18 protein-coding genes are annotated in these 16371 nt (G+C 44.8%); 10 read left to right on the top strand and 8 right to left on the bottom strand.

The window, feature by feature from the left end:
* Positions 1–86 precede the first annotated feature (86 nt).
* The 3 genes from clpB to rluD form a co-directional block, all read right to left on the bottom strand.
* Positions 87–2663, bottom strand: coding sequence for an ATP-dependent chaperone ClpB (clpB, locus tag PATL_RS06805; RefSeq protein ID WP_011574184.1), 2577 nt, complete (start codon positions 2661–2663; stop codon positions 87–89).
* Between the two features lie 120 nt (positions 2664–2783).
* The gene (gene pgeF / locus PATL_RS06800) at positions 2784–3518 is read right to left on the bottom strand and encodes a peptidoglycan editing factor PgeF (protein ID WP_011574183.1); all 735 of its coding nucleotides are present in this window, start codon (positions 3516–3518) and stop codon (positions 2784–2786) included.
* 6 nt (positions 3519–3524) lie between these two features.
* On the bottom strand, positions 3525–4508 hold the full coding sequence (gene rluD, locus PATL_RS06795; protein WP_011574182.1) for a 23S rRNA pseudouridine(1911/1915/1917) synthase RluD: 984 nt from the start codon (positions 4506–4508) through the stop codon (positions 3525–3527).
* A 172-nt stretch (positions 4509–4680) separates the two neighbouring features.
* Between rluD and PATL_RS06790 the strand changes: the two genes are divergently transcribed.
* The gene (locus tag PATL_RS06790; RefSeq protein WP_011574181.1) at positions 4681–5448 is read left to right on the top strand and encodes an outer membrane protein assembly factor BamD; all 768 of its coding nucleotides are present in this window, start codon (positions 4681–4683) and stop codon (positions 5446–5448) included.
* 79 nt (positions 5449–5527) lie between these two features.
* Here the strand turns inward: PATL_RS06790 and PATL_RS06785 are convergent, their stop codons facing one another.
* The 3 genes from PATL_RS06785 to PATL_RS06775 are packed head-to-tail and all read right to left on the bottom strand — an operon-like array spanning position 5528 to position 7428.
* Positions 5528–6199: a ChrR family anti-sigma-E factor gene (locus tag PATL_RS06785; RefSeq protein ID WP_011574180.1), complete on the bottom strand. Its 672-nt coding sequence runs from the start codon at positions 6197–6199 to the stop codon at positions 5528–5530.
* Positions 6192–6806, bottom strand: coding sequence for a sigma-70 family RNA polymerase sigma factor (locus tag PATL_RS06780; RefSeq protein WP_011574179.1), 615 nt, complete (start codon positions 6804–6806; stop codon positions 6192–6194). Before PATL_RS06780 ends, PATL_RS06785 begins: the two co-directional genes overlap by 8 nt.
* 55 nt (positions 6807–6861) lie before the next feature.
* Positions 6862–7428: an LON peptidase substrate-binding domain-containing protein gene (locus PATL_RS06775; RefSeq protein WP_011574178.1), complete on the bottom strand. Its 567-nt coding sequence runs from the start codon at positions 7426–7428 to the stop codon at positions 6862–6864.
* Positions 7429–7590: 162 nt separating this feature from the next.
* Between PATL_RS06775 and PATL_RS06770 the strand changes: the two genes are divergently transcribed.
* From PATL_RS06770 to PATL_RS06740, 7 genes are read left to right on the top strand one after another with little or no spacing between them, the layout of a single operon-like run.
* Positions 7591–8013, top strand: a complete 423-nt coding sequence (locus PATL_RS06770; RefSeq protein ID WP_011574177.1) for a nuclear transport factor 2 family protein — start codon at positions 7591–7593, stop codon at positions 8011–8013.
* On the top strand, positions 8010–8726 hold the full coding sequence (locus tag PATL_RS06765) for an SDR family NAD(P)-dependent oxidoreductase (RefSeq protein WP_011574176.1): 717 nt from the start codon (positions 8010–8012) through the stop codon (positions 8724–8726). Before PATL_RS06770 ends, PATL_RS06765 begins: the two co-directional genes overlap by 4 nt.
* Positions 8727–8742: 16 nt before the next feature.
* Complete coding sequence (locus tag PATL_RS06760) at positions 8743–10014, top strand: NAD(P)/FAD-dependent oxidoreductase (protein ID WP_011574175.1); 1272 nt, start codon at positions 8743–8745, stop codon at positions 10012–10014.
* Positions 10014–10742, top strand: coding sequence for a DUF1365 domain-containing protein (locus PATL_RS06755; RefSeq protein WP_011574174.1), 729 nt, complete (start codon positions 10014–10016; stop codon positions 10740–10742). Before PATL_RS06760 ends, PATL_RS06755 begins: the two co-directional genes overlap by 1 nt.
* Position 10743: 1 nt before the next feature.
* Positions 10744–11997 carry an SAM-dependent methyltransferase gene (locus PATL_RS06750; RefSeq protein ID WP_011574173.1) on the top strand — a complete coding sequence of 418 codons (1254 nt, stop codon included), beginning with the start codon at positions 10744–10746 and terminating at the stop codon, positions 11995–11997.
* A 3-nt stretch (positions 11998–12000) separates the two neighbouring features.
* Entirely contained in the window at positions 12001–12525 is a 525-nt protein-coding gene (locus tag PATL_RS06745) for a chalcone isomerase family protein (protein ID WP_011574172.1), read from the top strand.
* Between the two features lie 8 nt (positions 12526–12533).
* On the top strand, positions 12534–13091 hold the full coding sequence (locus PATL_RS06740) for a DUF3833 domain-containing protein (RefSeq protein ID WP_011574171.1): 558 nt from the start codon (positions 12534–12536) through the stop codon (positions 13089–13091).
* Between the two features lie 113 nt (positions 13092–13204).
* Here PATL_RS06740 and PATL_RS06735 read toward each other — a convergent pair whose 3' ends face one another.
* Together PATL_RS06735 and pomA are read right to left on the bottom strand one after the other, a co-directional pair.
* Positions 13205–14122, bottom strand: a complete 918-nt coding sequence (locus PATL_RS06735; protein ID WP_011574170.1) for a flagellar motor protein MotB — start codon at positions 14120–14122, stop codon at positions 13205–13207.
* Positions 14123–14125: 3 nt separating this feature from the next.
* A complete protein-coding gene (gene pomA, locus PATL_RS06730) occupies positions 14126–14890 on the bottom strand; it encodes a flagellar motor protein PomA (RefSeq protein WP_006992184.1) in 765 nt (254 codons plus the stop codon).
* 337 nt (positions 14891–15227) lie between these two features.
* On the opposite strand from pomA, the gene xseB reads away from it, so the two are divergent.
* Complete coding sequence (gene xseB / locus PATL_RS06725; RefSeq protein ID WP_011574169.1) at positions 15228–15479, top strand: exodeoxyribonuclease VII small subunit; 252 nt, start codon at positions 15228–15230, stop codon at positions 15477–15479.
* On the top strand, positions 15479–16369 hold the full coding sequence (gene ispA / locus PATL_RS06720) for a (2E,6E)-farnesyl diphosphate synthase (RefSeq protein ID WP_011574168.1): 891 nt from the start codon (positions 15479–15481) through the stop codon (positions 16367–16369). Before xseB ends, ispA begins: the two co-directional genes overlap by 1 nt.
* Positions 16370–16371 lie beyond the last annotated feature (2 nt).

Below are 16371 nucleotides of genomic sequence, written 5' to 3'. Positions count from 1 at the left end.
ATTGAGTTTTAAACATGAAAAACGGCTACCTAGGTAGCCGTTTTAGTTTTTATATGAAAATGATTGATTGCTCTACCGCAATATAGCTAGTCGATGATTAGCCCATTCTCATCGGCATCAATGCTTACCACACCTTCTGACACCAATTTACCTGACAGAATTTTTTGTGCTAATGGGTTTTCAATTTCCATCTGGATCGCGCGTTTAAGTGGGCGGGCTCCATACACGGGATCAAACCCTGCTTCAGCGATTTTCTTAAGGGCAGCGTCGGTTAACTCCAACCCAATCCCCTTCTCTTCTAAACGGTTGCGCAAAAACTGTAATTGCTTACTCGCAATTGATGTAATTTGCGCCAAGCCGAGTGGGTGGAACACAACCGTTTCATCAACACGGTTCAAAAACTCAGGTCTGAAGTGCGTGCTCAGCACGTTCAGTACAGATTGCTTCATTTTCTCGTAATCATTTTCACTGTGCTGCTCTTGAATGATGTCAGAGCCCAAGTTAGAGGTCATGATGATAACGGTATTTTTGAAATCAACCGTACGCCCTTGCCCGTCGGTCAAACGGCCGTCATCTAGCACTTGAAGCAAAATGTTAAACACATCAGGGTGGGCCTTCTCGATTTCATCTAGCAAAATGACTGAGTAAGGTTTACGTCTAACTGCTTCGGTTAAGTACCCCCCTTCTTCATAGCCAACATAGCCTGGAGGTGCACCCACTAACCTGGAAACGGAGTGCTTTTCCATAAACTCTGACATGTCGATACGCACCATGGCGTCTTCTGTGTCAAACAAGAAATTAGCCAAGGTTTTGCAAAGCTCAGTTTTACCTACACCGGTTGGCCCTAAAAACAAAAACGAACCAATCGGTTTATTCGGGTCCGCAAGGCCAGCTCTAGAGCGACGTATCGCATTAGACACCGCATTCACGGCTTCACTTTGCCCCACTACACGCTCATGCAAGGCCGCTTCCATACTCATAAGTTTGTCTTTCTCACCTTCAAGCATTTTCGATACTGGGATGCCTGTCCAACGTGAAAGCACATCAGCAATTTCACTTTCTGTTACTCGATTTTTAAGAAGTTGGTGCTCCAGTGGTTGCGATTCAGATTCTGTGGCTAGCTCTAACTTACTTTCAAGTTCAGGGATCCGGCCATATTGCAGTTCAGACATACGGCTTAGATCGGATGCACGGCGCGCAATCTCCAAATCTAATTTCGCTTGGTCTAACTCTGCACGAATATTTTGTGTCCCTTGCATGGCTTGCTTTTCTGATTTCCAAATTTTCTCTAATTCAGAAAACTTAATTTCCGCTTGTTCTCGCTCGATCTCGATCAGCTCTAAGCGTTTGTGACTCGCTTCATCCTTTTCTTTGGCCAGCGCTTGCTCTTCCAATTTTAACTGAATGATACGTCGCTCTAGCCTGTCCATGTCTTCAGGTTTAGAATCCATTTGCATACGAATGCTTGACGCTGCTTCATCGATAAGATCAATCGCTTTATCTGGTAATTGACGATCACTTATATAGCGGTGCGATAACGACGCCGCTGCCACAATAGCAGGGTCTGTTATCTCTACCGAATGGTGTAATTCATAACGCTCTTTTAACCCGCGTAATATCGCAACGGTGTCTTCAACACTCGGCTCATCTACCAGTACTTTTTGGAAGCGACGCTCTAATGCTGCATCTTTCTCGATAAACTGCCTGTACTCATCTAGTGTGGTAGCACCAACACAGTGTAGCTCGCCGCGAGCCAGCGCAGGTTTTAGCATGTTACCGGCATCCATTGCGCCTTCACCTTTACCTGCACCGACCATGGTATGCAATTCATCGATAAACAGAATAACGCGGCCTTCTTCTTTAGCCAGCTCGTTTAGAACGGCTTTCAAACGTTCTTCAAATTCACCGCGAAACTTAGCACCCGCGATTAATGCGCCCATATCAAGAGATAACACTCGCTTGTTTTTGAGCCCCTCAGGTACTTCAGAGTTAATGATACGCTGGGCAAGCCCCTCAGCGATGGCAGTTTTACCCACACCAGGCTGTCCAATCAGTACGGGGTTGTTTTTGGTACGACGCTGCAAAACTTGGATAGTACGGCGAATTTCATCGTCTCGACCAATCACAGGGTCTAGTTTGCCCTGCTCTGCGCGCTCAGTCAGATCAGTCGTAAATTTCTCGAGTGCTTGGCGCACATCTTCAGCATTCGGATCATTGACGGTTTGCCCGCCACGCATTGCTTCGATTGCTTTGTCGATAGACTCTTCAGTGGCGCCAACTTGGCGTAAGATCTCGCCGAGCTTGCCTTTATCTTGTACTGCAGCCAAAACGAAAATTTCAGAGGTAATGTATTTATCTTTACGTTTTTGGGCGATTTTGTCGCTCAAATTTAACAGCACTACCGTTTCTTTCGCTAACTGAACGTCACCGCCTACGCCTTCAACACGCGGTAGGTGATCTACAGCCTCTGCTAACGCCGATCGTAAGGTATTCACATTCAATTTGGCATGATCGAAAAGCGAACGCACTGAGCCGCCTTGTTGGTTTAACAAAGCCGTCATCAAGTGCACGGGTTCAATATATTGATGGTCACGCCCAAGCGCTATTGATTGAGCATCGGAAATGGCAAGTTGAAACTTGCTGGTAAAACTATCTAAACGCATATGCCACTCACTTTAATGGATTATTAATTAACCTATTAATGGTGCGTTGCCGTCAATATTCAAGCTGGAAATGCGACATTCGTCACTGAATATTGCGCTAGATCAATTTTTCCAAGGTCGTCAGGGCTGCAAACAAATGCCCGACACCATACGCCCTGTTTGAGAAAGGCCTTGATGGGTGGCACGTCGGTGAGAGAAGAATTGCTCTTCAAGTTCATAAGTACACTTATTGGCGGTAAATACGCCGCTCACGCCCAGACGCGACAGTTTTTCTATGGCGATTTGCTGTAGATCAGCGTGATACCTGCCAGCAACATTGCCTTGAGTAAAGCAATGGTCATATTGCTGAAAACGACTTAACACTGCTTCATTAACTTCGAAGTTCTTCTGACTAATATGCGGACCAATCCAAGCTATCAACTCTGAAGCAGAGCTGTTCATGTGATGGCAACAGTTTTCAATCACCCCGTCAGCCAACCCTTTCCAGCCAGCATGGACGGCCGCAACTTCACTGCCTTTTTTGTTGCATAACAAAATGGGCAAACAGTCTGCCGTCATGACTGCGCAGACAACACCGGCATCTAGCGTCGTACTGGCATCAACGCTTTGATTTTGTTCGCTGCTGGCGTCAACTGAAACGCATGCATTACCATGAACCTGATTCAACCATTTTATATGTTGATGCTTTGGCAGTAACGCGCGATTCCCCTCCACAGTGGATAGATCGTCTCCTACATGTGCTCCCACATTGAGTGAGTCGTATGGATCTTCGCTCAAGCCACCTGTGCGCGTCGTTGAGAAAGCCCGCACATTATGTGGTGCGGGCCACTGGGGGATAATCAGATCTAGTGCCATGATGTGTTAAACAAGATCATCCGGATTTTGTGCCGTGTCTTCTTTTAACACGTCCAACAAGTTAACAAAATCGTCGGGCAACGGCGCTTGAAAAGACATCCACTCTCCTGTGATTGGATGTTCAAGCTCTAACTGGATGGCGTGTAAAGCTTGGCGCTTAAAGCCACGAATCGTTTCTATCATCAATTCGCTTGCCGCTTTTGGTAATCGAGGACGACCACCGTAAGCTTGGTCGCCCACCAAAGGGTGACGTAAATGTGCCATGTGCACGCGTATTTGATGGGTACGACCCGATTCTAGTTTTAAGCGTAAATGCGTATGCGCCCGGTACTTATGTTTAACCCGATAATGGGTTAACGCTGGCTTACCAGATTGCACTACTGCCATGCTGGTGCGCTTAGTCGGATGACGACCGATAGGCTCATCAACACTGCCACCAGCAATCAAGTTACCGTATACGACAGCTTCATACTCGCGGCTGATTTCACGCGCTTGCAGCTTTTCAACTAAATGTGTTTGTGCTGGTATCGTTTTGGCTACCACCATCAAACCCGTGGTGTCTTTATCTAATCGATGGACGATACCAGCGCGGGGCACACTGGCAATCTCAGGCACGTGGCTTAGCAATGCATTTAAAATAGTGCCACTCGCATTGCCCGCCCCCGGATGAACAACCAAATTGGTTGGTTTGTTTATGACTAAAATATGCTCATCTTCGTAAACAATGTTTAGCTCAATTTCTTGTGCGCTGTGACGCTCTTGTATCTCAATACTGGCATCAATTTCAATTAACTCTTCACCAAGCAATTTTTCTCTTGGCTTGTTCACTATCTGACCATCAACGGCAACTTGATCCGCCAAAATCCAATCTTTTATACGAGATCGCGAATAATCAGGGAACATTTCAGCCAAAGCTTGATCCAAACGTTTACCTAATAACGTTTGCGGCACCACGGCCTGTAGTTGTATTTTTTCATAGCTGGTAGACATGCAAAGGAGACCCTAGTAGTGTTTCGGACGATTTATATGTGCATAGCCCAATACGCTGGGTTAGAATATGCAGTTGTTATCGGTTCGGTAAAACCCTATTCTAACGGATTTTTGCCAGCAATGAATCGGCGAACGCTTATCGCAAGCATAAATAAGAGCAAATAAGACAAATATGATGAGAAAGTTATCGTTACCCAAGATTTTTCTAGCCGCTGCGATCATCGCACTAGGTGGCTGTTCGTCCTCTCCAGATGAAGAAGAAGTCGTAGTCAACAACCGTAGTGCTCAGTCTTTGTATGAAGATGCGAAAGAAAAAATGGCAATTGGTAACTTCAATGCCGCGACTGCAACACTCAGCGCATTAGATTCCAGATACCCCTTTGGTCCTTTATCCAATCAGGTTCAGTTGGACTTGATTTATGCATATTACAAGTCAGGTAAAGTAAATGAAGCGATATCAACTATCGACCGTTTCACTCGCTTGAACCCAAACCATGCTGACGTTGATTACGCTATTTATATGCGTGGATTAACCAACATGGAATCCGATAAAAACCTATTCCAAGAATTGGTCGGTATAGACCGCTCAGATCGCGATCCAAGTAAGTCTCGTGAAGCTTTCGAAGATTTCAGGCGTTTAATCGACAAATACCCTGACAGCAAGTATGCCGCTGATGCACAAAAACGTATGTTGCATATCAAAAGTCGCTTAGCAAAATATGAAATTGCTATTGCACGCTTTTATATGCGCCGTGAAGCGTTTGTTGCTGCAGCCAACCGCGGGCGCTATGTTTTAGAGTACTACCCTGATACAGATCATGTACAAGAAGCACTAGAGATTATGGTGGAGTGTTACGACCAACTTAAGTTAGACGAATTGAAAAATAACGTCATGAAAACACTTAAGTTGAACTACCCTGATAGCAGCTTCATTAGCTAACAATCCGGTAAATTTCACAAAAAAAAACGCGCCATGAGCGCGTTTTTTATTGTCTGTTATTGGGTAAATCAGGCCAACTTTATTTGAAAAATAATTGACTGAACGGATTCAAAAGACGGGCTAAGCCTGACGTAAAATGTAACGGCTTGTCCACCATAGTAAACACCAAACATCCCTCGTCAGCTTCTGAAAACGGCATATGCTTCTTGGTGCTATCCATGATAGTGAAGTCTCCGCAATCGTAATCAGCTAATCCATCACTAAATTGACCATCAATCACTAACGTAAATTCGGTTCCCTTGTGAGTATGCTCTGGTACTTTGCCGCCCTTTTCCATGTAGATGAAGTTAGCTTGTCCGACCTGACCTAAATCAACCGGCGCCTGCCATAGCTTACCTACAAGCCGTGACCAATTACCCGTTTTGTGGGTGTATCGAGCAAGCGCTCTTGGCAGGGCAAAGTGCTTTCCATCCAACTCAAGCATGTTATTAACGGGCTGAAGAACCGGAGCTTCAACGTTGGGAGTTTGCATTATTTGCAACATCATATCGTTAAAATCAGGTTGTGGTTCAACCGCTTCTAGGTTGGTTGGAAAAACCTCAAGTCCCACCTCTTCTTGTGCCTGCATGGTTATTGCTTGGCAGCGAGGGCACATATCTACGTGGGCGGATATCATCAAAGCTAAATTTGTTGGGCAGGTTCCTTCAGCGAAAGCGCGAAGATGCGCCAAATCTGGGTGAAAATTAATCATTATCTTTTAACATCTCTTTCAATCGCTGCAAAGCAAGACGGGTTCTGGATTTGACCGTCCCCAGAGGGATGTCAAATTGGTCAGCGACTTCCTGCTGAGATTTACCTTCAATATAAATTGCTTCAATCACTTCGCGTTGCTTTTTCGGCAGGTCTTCGAATATAACCCCGAGCTGCTGAAGTGTTATTTGCTCATCTAATGAGACTTCGTTTACATCAGCGGTTTGCTCGCAAAGCACTGGCCATAGATCGTCAGCGCAGATATCTTCTTTACGGTTACGCTGTTTGCGCAACATGTCGAAGCGGATATTACGTGCAATAGTGAAAATCCAAGTGGAGGGAGCACCTTTCTCGGCATTGAATAAGTGAGATTTCTGCCACACATTCGACATGGTGTCTTGCACCAATTCCATAGCTAAAGCCTCATTACCCATTTGTTTTAGGGCATACGAGCGAAGACGTGGCGCGAAATAATTAAATATCTCTGCGAAAGAACGTTTGCAACGAGACTGCCCTACCAACACAAGATACGATGACATTTCATCCGCACAATCTTTTGGTACAACAGCATGTGAATGTTTTGATTCCAAAGGGATTCCGACTAGCATCACTTTCCACCGGTATTTAATAATAATCTTTATACTGGCTGTGATGCGAAAAAGATCATTTCACTAATTGTGTCAAATAATCGATCGTTTTGACATAGTCCCTTTGCTGAATAAAATGTTGTTTCTGTTCTGCTGATACTGGCAGTAATTCTAGCCAACGGTAGATGACCCACATGGGATCATTAAAAAGAGGCTCAGGATACAACTCTTGGATTTCCGGATACTTGTTAAATACATCCATCAAACGTTGCTTAACTAGCGCAACATTCGCTTCTGGCTCAGGTTGCCAAATTGGTGACCAACTGCACTGCCCTACATGCAAGCCGTCTTCCTCAGTGGTCACTTTTTCGATATTGAAACACCGGTCACCCTCAACGGTTATACCTAACAAACCATCACTAAGCATATCAAAGTCAACGACAGTTACATGCGTGCCTACAGGGTGAATATGCTCATTTCGGTCTTTGTCACCCTTTGCGTTTAACATGCATATTCCAAAACCAGTTTGTGTGGCGCAGGCATTTTTGACCATACGCACATAACGTGGTTCGAAAATGCGCAAATCCATACGTCCTTGGGGTAGAACGTGTGCTGATAAAGGAAATAAAGGTAGAGTTATCATATTCACTGTAAACAACGATTTTTTGTGGTTGATAGCAATAGTACGTCTGAGTTGAAATTAGGATCGCTCTTGTAACACGGCGCTATACGAGTGATCTAAAACGCGTCTATCGCGTTACTATAATATAGCTAACAATATTCATACTTTTGAAGAGCATAACAGATGGAAGTAGTAACGCTTTTTGTCAATTTTTATAAATCACTAGACACCCAATCACTCAGTGAGCTTAAAAACATATACAGCGATGATGTAGTGTTCGTTGACCCTGTCACTGAACATAAGGGTTTTGCTGCTGTTCATCGTTATTTCGAGCAATTATTAGCAGATGTCAATGAGTGTACCTTTGATATTTCACAGATAAAAGAAGCTGACTCAACTGTGTTTGTGAACTGGAAAATGTATTTTAGACACCCTAAATTAAAGGCAGGTAAGCTTATTAGCGTTGAAGGCATCAGCCAGCTGATAGTGAAGAAACAAAAAATTTGCTACCAGCGAGATTATTACGATTTGGGCAGTATGCTCTACGAACAAGTGCCGCTGTTAGGCACAGTGATTAAATATCTTAAAAAGCGACTCGCATCATGAAACGTATACTGATTACCGGCGCCACGTCAGGAATAGGCGAAGCCTTAGTAAAGCACGCCGCCCAAAGTGGATATGACGTTATAGCCTGTGGCAGAAATGCCGATAAACTAAAAACATTTGAGGGCGTTCCGGCTGTGACCACATTACAATTTGATGTCACTAACCGGCAGCAAACGAAGCTCAAATTAGAGGCGATCAGCGCCGACATTTATGTGTTAAATGCGGGGGTATGTGAATACGTCGAATTAGATTCATTCGACCCAGATATGTTTAAACGTGTATTCGAAGCCAATTTTTTTGGCGTTGTCCACTGTATTGATGCCCTGCTTCCAAAGTTAAGCACTGGCTCACAACTTGTACTAGTAGACAGTATGGCCAGATTCCTGCCGTTTACTCAAAGTCAGGCATATGGTGCCAGTAAAGCGGCACTGCATTATTTGACTAAAACCATGGAAGTGGATTTAGCGGACAAAGGCGTTGTCGTGCAAAGTATCTCCCCCGGCTTTGTAGAAACCCCGTTAACAGACAAGAATGACTTTGATATGCCGATGAAGATTTCCGTACATGAAGCAGCAAAAAGCTTGCTAAAAGGCATAGAGCGTCAATCTGCCAGTGTCTATTTCCCCACGATGTTCGGTTTATTACTGCGTTTTCTTTCCCGCTTACCAAGCTCACTGAAAGTCGCCTTAAGCAAAAAAATGAAAAATAATTAACAGGAAACGAACCAAGATGTCTAAACGAATTGCCATTATCGGCAGCGGTATTTCAGGTTTGACCTGCGGCTACTTATTAAATAAAAATCACGATATCACCGTGTTTGAAGCCAACGATTATATTGGCGGTCACACGGCCACCAAGGATGTCACCGTTAATGGCCGAGAATATGCTATCGATACCGGCTTTATTGTATATAACGATTGGACCTATCCGAATTTCATCAAGTTGATGGATTCACTCAATGTAAAAAGCCAACCCACCGAGATGAGTTTCAGTGTCAAAAATCCAGCGCAGAATCTTGAGTATAACGGCAATACCATCAACAGCTTGTTTGCCCAACGACGCAACATTTTCCGCCCGTTCTTTTGGCGTATAGTAAGTGATATTTTGCGCTTCAATAAATTATGTAAAGCACAAGATTTGGATGGCATCTCCGCTGACCAGAGCCTGTTTGGTTTTTTGACGGAACAGCATTTTAGCGACGCGTTTATTTATAATTACATATTGCCCATGTGCGCTGCGATTTGGTCCACTAGTGTCGAAGATATAAAAGCATTTCCATTCAAGTTTTTTCTACGATTTTTCAATAATCATGGCCTATTGAATGTGACGGATCGCCCTCAATGGCATACGTTAATCGGCGGCTCAAGAGAGTATATTGGTCCCCTGACCAGAGGCTTCACAAATAAAATATTATTGAATACCCCCGTCACGTCTGTGACCAAAACAGCGCAAGGCTATGAGCTGACCAGCTCTAAAGGCAGTGAATACTTTGATGATGTTATTTTTGCTTGCCACAGTGATCAGGCGCTTCGCCTATTAGACAATACCAGTATTGTGCAGCATGCTTCGGTGAAGAGCATTTTAGGCGCCATAAAGTACATGCCCAATGAGGTCATATTGCATACTGATGAAAGCGTTTTGCCCAAACGTAAACTGGCATGGGCCAGTTGGAATTACGCCATAGCCGATGAAAAACACGCTCATCAATCCCCCGCCGTGCTGACCTACAATATGAATATACTGCAATGTTTGCGTACTGATACGACATTTTGTGTGACGTTGAACGACCGAGCCTCAATCGCAGATGACAAAATACTAGGCGTGTACCAATACGCTCACCCCCAATTCGATAATGCAGCAATAGCCGCTCAATCCAGACGCAAGGAAATATCAGGTGTTGACGGCCTACATTTCTGTGGCGCCTACTGGTATAACGGCTTTCATGAAGATGGCGTGCTGAGTGCGTTAGACGTATGCCAGCACTTTGGTGAAAGTCTGTAATGCAAAGCGCTATTTACAAGGGCCGGGTGTTTCATGCCCGGCATTATCCCAAAAAGCATGCCTTTAATTACGATATTTTTCTTATGTGGTTAAAGCTCGATGAGATAGAAAAAGTCGAAAAAGACGTGCGTTTTTTTTCCGCCTCTCGCTGGGCGCCGCAACGTTTCAAACGAGAAGATTACTTAGGCGACAACAACACCACATTACAAGACAGCGTGCTGGAACGCATGTCTGAATTAGCCGAAAAACCGCTGCAAGGCGACGTCTATTTTCTTGGCCAAGTGCGCACGTTTGGATTGTATTTCAGCCCAGTTAATTTTTACTACTTACGTCAACCTGACGGCACATATAGCCATATGTTAGCTGAAGTCAGTAATACCCCTTGGAATGAGCGGCATCATTATTTGGTTGATTTACACGACCAGAAAAATTCACAAAAAGCGTTTCACGTTTCCCCCTTCAATCCGTTGGAGATGCAATATCAATGGTCGGTTATGCAACCAAATCAAAAACTTAACTTGACCTTGAAATGCGTGAAAGATATTACTCATTTAGACACCGGGTTAAATTTAACGCGGATTGAATTGAACTCAAAATCCCTCTTTCGCGTATTAGTATCAATACCCCATATGGCCATAAGAACCGTCGTTGGTATTTATTGGCAGGCACTAAAACTATTTATAAAACGTGTGCCGTTTTACGCTCACGCAACACAAGGTAAGAAGTAATATGGTTAACAGCGAACAGACACTCGAAGCGGTGGATTCTCTCTCTTGGCAAGACAAAATTAGCCGCCAAATCATGTTGAAAATATTTGCTAGCCTGCCGGAAGGCGAAATGGTGATAAAAGAAAATGGTGTGCTCGTCGATGTTTTCGGTGAAAAGGGCTCTGACTTGCATGCTGAGATAAACTTTATCGATTTACGCGCTTATCGCCATTTGCTTTTTGGTGGCAGCGTTGCTTCAGGGGAAACCTACACCGATGGCATGTGGACGACTCCCAATTTGACCAACGTTATTCGAATATTTGCCCGAAACCTGCCTATGCTTGACCGCTGGGAAGGTAAAATGGAATGGCTCGCCCTGCCCCTCAGGAAATTAAGCCACCTTGCAAGACGTAATTCCACCAGCCAGGCGAAGAAAAACATCGCAGATCATTACGATCTAGGCAACAAGCTTTATACACGCTTCTTAGATCAAACCATGATGTACTCCTCGGCAATCTATCCTCATCAAGATGCAGACTTACATCAGGCGCAACAACATAAACTAAAAACAATTTGTGAGAAGTTACAGCTGACCGAAGACGATCATCTTCTTGAAATTGGTACCGGCTGGGGTGGTCTAGCTGTGTATGCAGCCAAACACTACGGTTGCAAAGTGACCACGACCACTATTTCAGAGGAGCAATACCAGTTTGCCGAACAGTGGGTGGCTCGGGAAAATCTAGAGCAGCATATTACATTGCTAAAGAAAGACTATCGCTTGCTTGAAGGCCAATACGACAAATTGGTCTCCATTGAAATGATTGAAGCAGTAGGCAAAGAGTACTTACCCACTTTCTTTCAGCAGTGCTCAAACTTGCTCAAAAAAGACGGCATTATGCTGTTACAAGCGATCACCATCAGTGACCAACGCTTGAACAGTTACGCCAAGAGTGTTGATTTTATTCAAAAGCATATTTTCCCCGGCGGTTTTTTACCCTCACAGCTTTTAATCAATCAACATCTGAAAAAACATACCGATATGATGATCCGCGACCTGCATGACATAGGCCTGGATTACGCGAGAACCTTACAGCATTGGCATCAAGCGTTTAACGATAATATCGAAGCGCTAGCAAAAGACGGCTACGACGAACGCTTTGGCAACATGTGGCGCTATTACTTTAGTTATTGCGAAGGCGGTTTTCTTGAGCGCACCATTAGTACGGTGCAGCTAGTGCTGAGCAAGCCCGCTTACAATGCACAACTTAGTCGATAAACGATGAAAAAGTTGCTCACATTTACATTCATAAGCGCGTTGCTGTTGCCTTTGAGCTTAAGTGCGTCGCCCATCGATGCACTCAAACCTGTAGGCAGCGCTAAGTTGTCGGTCGTATTTTGGGATATATACCAATCAACGCTCTACAGTGATGACGGCACGTTTACCAGTGATGACCTGACGCAAGAAAGTCAGAGCCCTCTCGCCCTAAATATTCAGTATTTGCGGGATATTGAGGCAGATGAACTGGTAGAAGCCACTGCCGATGAATGGAACAAGCTAGGGTTAGGCGAAGCAATCTACCAACCATGGCTTACACAACTTACGGCAATATGGCCTGATATTCAGGAAAACGATGAGCTGTTGTTTGTCTTAAACCACACTGATGGTGGCGTCTTCTATTTTAACCAAGAAGAAATTGGGCGTATTGATGATCGCAGCTTTGGCGTCAATTTTTTGCGCATCTGGCTAGACAAAAAAGCCAGTTACCCGAAACTGCGTAATAAATTAATAGGCCAGTCACAATAGGAACGTATATGACGATATTAAAAACATTGGCATTAACCGCCGGAGCCGCCCTGCTTGCAGGCTGCAGTGCCTCTATCGATGATTATCGTGACACTAGGCCTACATTTTCACTCAAAAACTATTTTGATGGTGAAATAACAGCTTGGGGAATTGTGCAAGACTATTCAGGAAAGCTAACTCGCCGATTCTGCGTTGACATCGTCGCCACGTGGCAAGGTAACAAAGGGCAACTTCACGAGTCATTTTTCTTTAACGACGGTACCCGCCAGACCCGTATTTGGAAGGTAAATGTCGCGCAAGACCAAACAGTGACGGGCACTGCCGGTGACGTTGTGGGTCAAGCTTCTGGCTCATCCCAAGGTAGCGCGTTTAATTGGCAGTACACTTTAACCGTGCCCATTGATGGCACCGAGTATGATTTTGCCATTGATGATTGGATGTACGCTCTCGACGACCAGCGCATGATGAATCGTTCGTATATGAAAAAGTTTGGCGTGACGGTGGCAGAGTTCTCTATCTTCTTTGACAAGAGCGCACGTATTCCCTCTTGTGAATCACAAATGTAGGTTAGTACACAGAAATGAGGAAATCTAAAAAGCGGCATATGTGCCGCTTTTTAGATTTGAATTTATAGACTAAGCTAGCCCTACTCTACTGCCTCCGCTTAGGTCACTACCGGTTATTCTACGACCGAGATAGGCTCTGATTCTTTCGCCTTACCCTGTTTAATCGCAATTTCCACGCGGCGATTGCGGCTTCTTGCTTGAGCATCGTCTTCACCTAACAATGGGGCGGTATCCGCTTTCCCAATGACCGCCATGCGCCCCTCATCAAACCCTGGGGCTTTACGTAGCTCCTCAGCTACCGCAACTGCGCGCTGAGCTGATAAATCCCAGTTAGAACGATACAGCTCGTTAGAAATAACCAAACTGTCACTATGACCGGATATCTCAATATCCCCAGGCATATCAGCCAACAAGGTTCCAATTTTACGCAGGATAGGCTTAAACTGCGGCTGCAAGAAAGCAGAGCCCGCTGAGAAAGAGCCGTTCTCTCGAATACGGATGATCAGTTGTTGCCCAAGTGACTCCATCTCGATGGCACCATCAAGAATTTCTTTCTCAAGCTGCTGCGCCACCTTCTTCATTTGCTTATTGGCTTCTTCTTGACTCGCTGTGGTTTTGGCACTGGATTGTTCACTCGCCGTTTGCTGGGCAGCCCCGCCTTTTTGTTCACCACGTTGTTTTTGACGCCCACCAGCGGAATCTTCATTACCCGCTTGAAACTCCAACATTTGCTGAGTCATTTCTATGGTTTGCTGCTGAATGGTTTCAATAGGGGTAGGATCGGGTCGACCCGGTCTGAATTCCATGGCGATAACACTGGTGCCTTTGGGAATATCTTTGACTTCAATTTTATTTTGAACGCCAAACGCAAACTTCATCGAACCCGCGATCTGTTTGAACTTCAGTACATCCATTTCTGAAAACGACAGCAATAACACGAAGAAGCACATCAACAGTGACATCAAATCCGCGAATGTCCCCATCCACGCGGGTAATCCGGCGGGGGGGCATTTAGGGCATTCGTCTTCCATCAGTTATGCGTCTTCTGTCGCGCTACCGCGCTTACTGGCTGCAAGATAATTTTTCAAAATACCTTCAATAACACGAGGGTTCTGGCCGTCGGCTATGCCAATTATGCCATCGAGGATTAAGCTCTGGTTTAGTTTCTCTTCCACTGCTCTGTTACCTAGCTTCTCAGCAATAGGCAAACACACAACGTTCGCTAACACCGCGCCGTAAAGCGTTGTTAATAGCGCAACCGCCATTGCTGGTCCAATGGACTTAGGATCATCCATGTTTGACAGCATGGCAACCAAACCAATCAGCGTACCAATCATCCCCATGGCGGGAGCAACATCCCCCATCCCTTTAAAGATAGTAGCACCGAATTCATGCCGCTCTGTGGTCATAGATATGTCCTTGGCCATAGTGGCGCGCACAACGTCGACGTCGTGACCGTCAACCAACATATCAACGCCTTTTTGCATAAATTCGTTTTCTATTTGTGCTTCTTCTAGCGCTAAAAATCCGCCTTTACGCGCGGCATCCGCCATTTCAACGATTTTTTCAATCTGAGACTCAGGCGATTCGATTTTGAACATAAAGGCTTTACCGGCCACTTTACCTGCACCAAAGAATTGCCCAAGGGTGAATTGAGATAAAACGACAAAAAGACTACCGCAGACCACAATCAAAATGGATGGAACGTTAAAGAACATCCCCAAATCACCGCCCAGCACCATGGCCATGATCACGAAGCCGATTGCGCCAATCATGCCTATAAGGGTTGCTAAATCCACATTGTACTCCCATCAAAAAAGTGTGTTACGCGAAATATCAAATGGCCCAGCTCTAAAAACGCCTGCTTTAAAAAGCGAAAATTCGCAGGAGGTGCATTTAGGTTGTTGACTTGGTTAATCATTTTATCGACAAAGTTAAAATAATCTATAGTACTTAGCTATAAACCTGCCTAAAGAAATCCAAATTAACGCATTCGTCGTAAGATAATGATTCTATCTCGGAACAATCTTTTGTACGTTGGCCCTATGCGCCATGAAAAAGGTTTGACCACTATTTACCCCTCAGGTAAGGTGCGCTCAACTCGCAAAAGAGCAAGATATAAAAGAAGCAAAACCTATGACCAGTCGCAAAAAAACCGAAAACTTAAGCTTTGAAGAATCAATGCAAGAGCTCGATAGCATAGTCAATCAAATGGAAGAAGGTGAGCTAAGTTTAGAAGACGCTTTAGGGCGCTTTGAGCGAGGCATTCAATTAGCCCGCCATAGTCAAAATAAACTAAAACAAGCCGAACAGAAAGTTCAGATCTTAATGGGTCAAGACGAGCAAGCTCCACTGGCTGACTTCGACCCCAACAATACCCAAGACTAATGACATTTGAGACTCAACAGAAGCGTGTGCATCAACACGTTGACGCCTTACTACAAGCGCAGATTGGCAAACTTGGTGACCATGCCCCAACGTTAAAAAATGCCATGCAGTACGCCTTGCTAATGGGCGGAAAACGCATGCGACCTTTTTTAGTGTATGCTGTCGGCGAAGCTTTAGGGATTGAACAGTCTGATCTTGATGCCCCCGCCCTCGCATTAGAATGTATCCATGCTTATTCCTTGGTACACGATGACTTGCCTGCGATGGACGACGACGATTTACGCCGCGGGCACCCCACGTGTCACATTCAGTTTGATGAAGCCAACGCTATTTTAGCCGGCGATGCCCTGCAAACTTTGGCCTTTGAGATCATCGTTAATTACCCATTATCAGATTTTGCCAATGCGCAACGTATCGAATTGGTGCGTATTTTAGGTCAAGCATCTGGTTACGACGGCATGTGTGGCGGACAAGGAATTGATTTAGCGTCCACCAATAAGCTGATCACTCAAACACAACTGGAGTTGCTGCATAGCAAAAAAACCGGGGCGCTTATCACTGCAGCGGTAAAAATGGCATCCGTGTTGTGCCCGTCAGTTAGCGATGAAAGCAAATCGCTATTGCAGCAATATGCGTCCACCATTGGTTTGGCGTTTCAGGTGCAGGACGATATTTTGGATGTGGTCGGTGATTCACAAACCTTAGGTAAACCCCAAGGTTCAGACCAAGAGCAGAATAAAAGTACCTATCCTGCACTGCTTGGTTTAGAAGGTGCTCAGGGCTATCTCGCTCAACTTCATCAAGAAGCGCTTCAAGCTTTGGACGCTTTACCTTACAATACACAGGTGTTGAAATCATTTACCGATTTCGTCATTCATCGTAATCATTGATT

Source organism: Paraglaciecola sp. T6c, from assembly GCF_000014225.1.
GTDB classification, from domain to species: Bacteria; Pseudomonadota; Gammaproteobacteria; order Enterobacterales; family Alteromonadaceae; genus Paraglaciecola; species Paraglaciecola atlantica_A.
The sequence above is the reverse complement of the archived record's forward strand: the minus strand, read 5'-3'. Positions and strand labels throughout refer to the sequence as shown.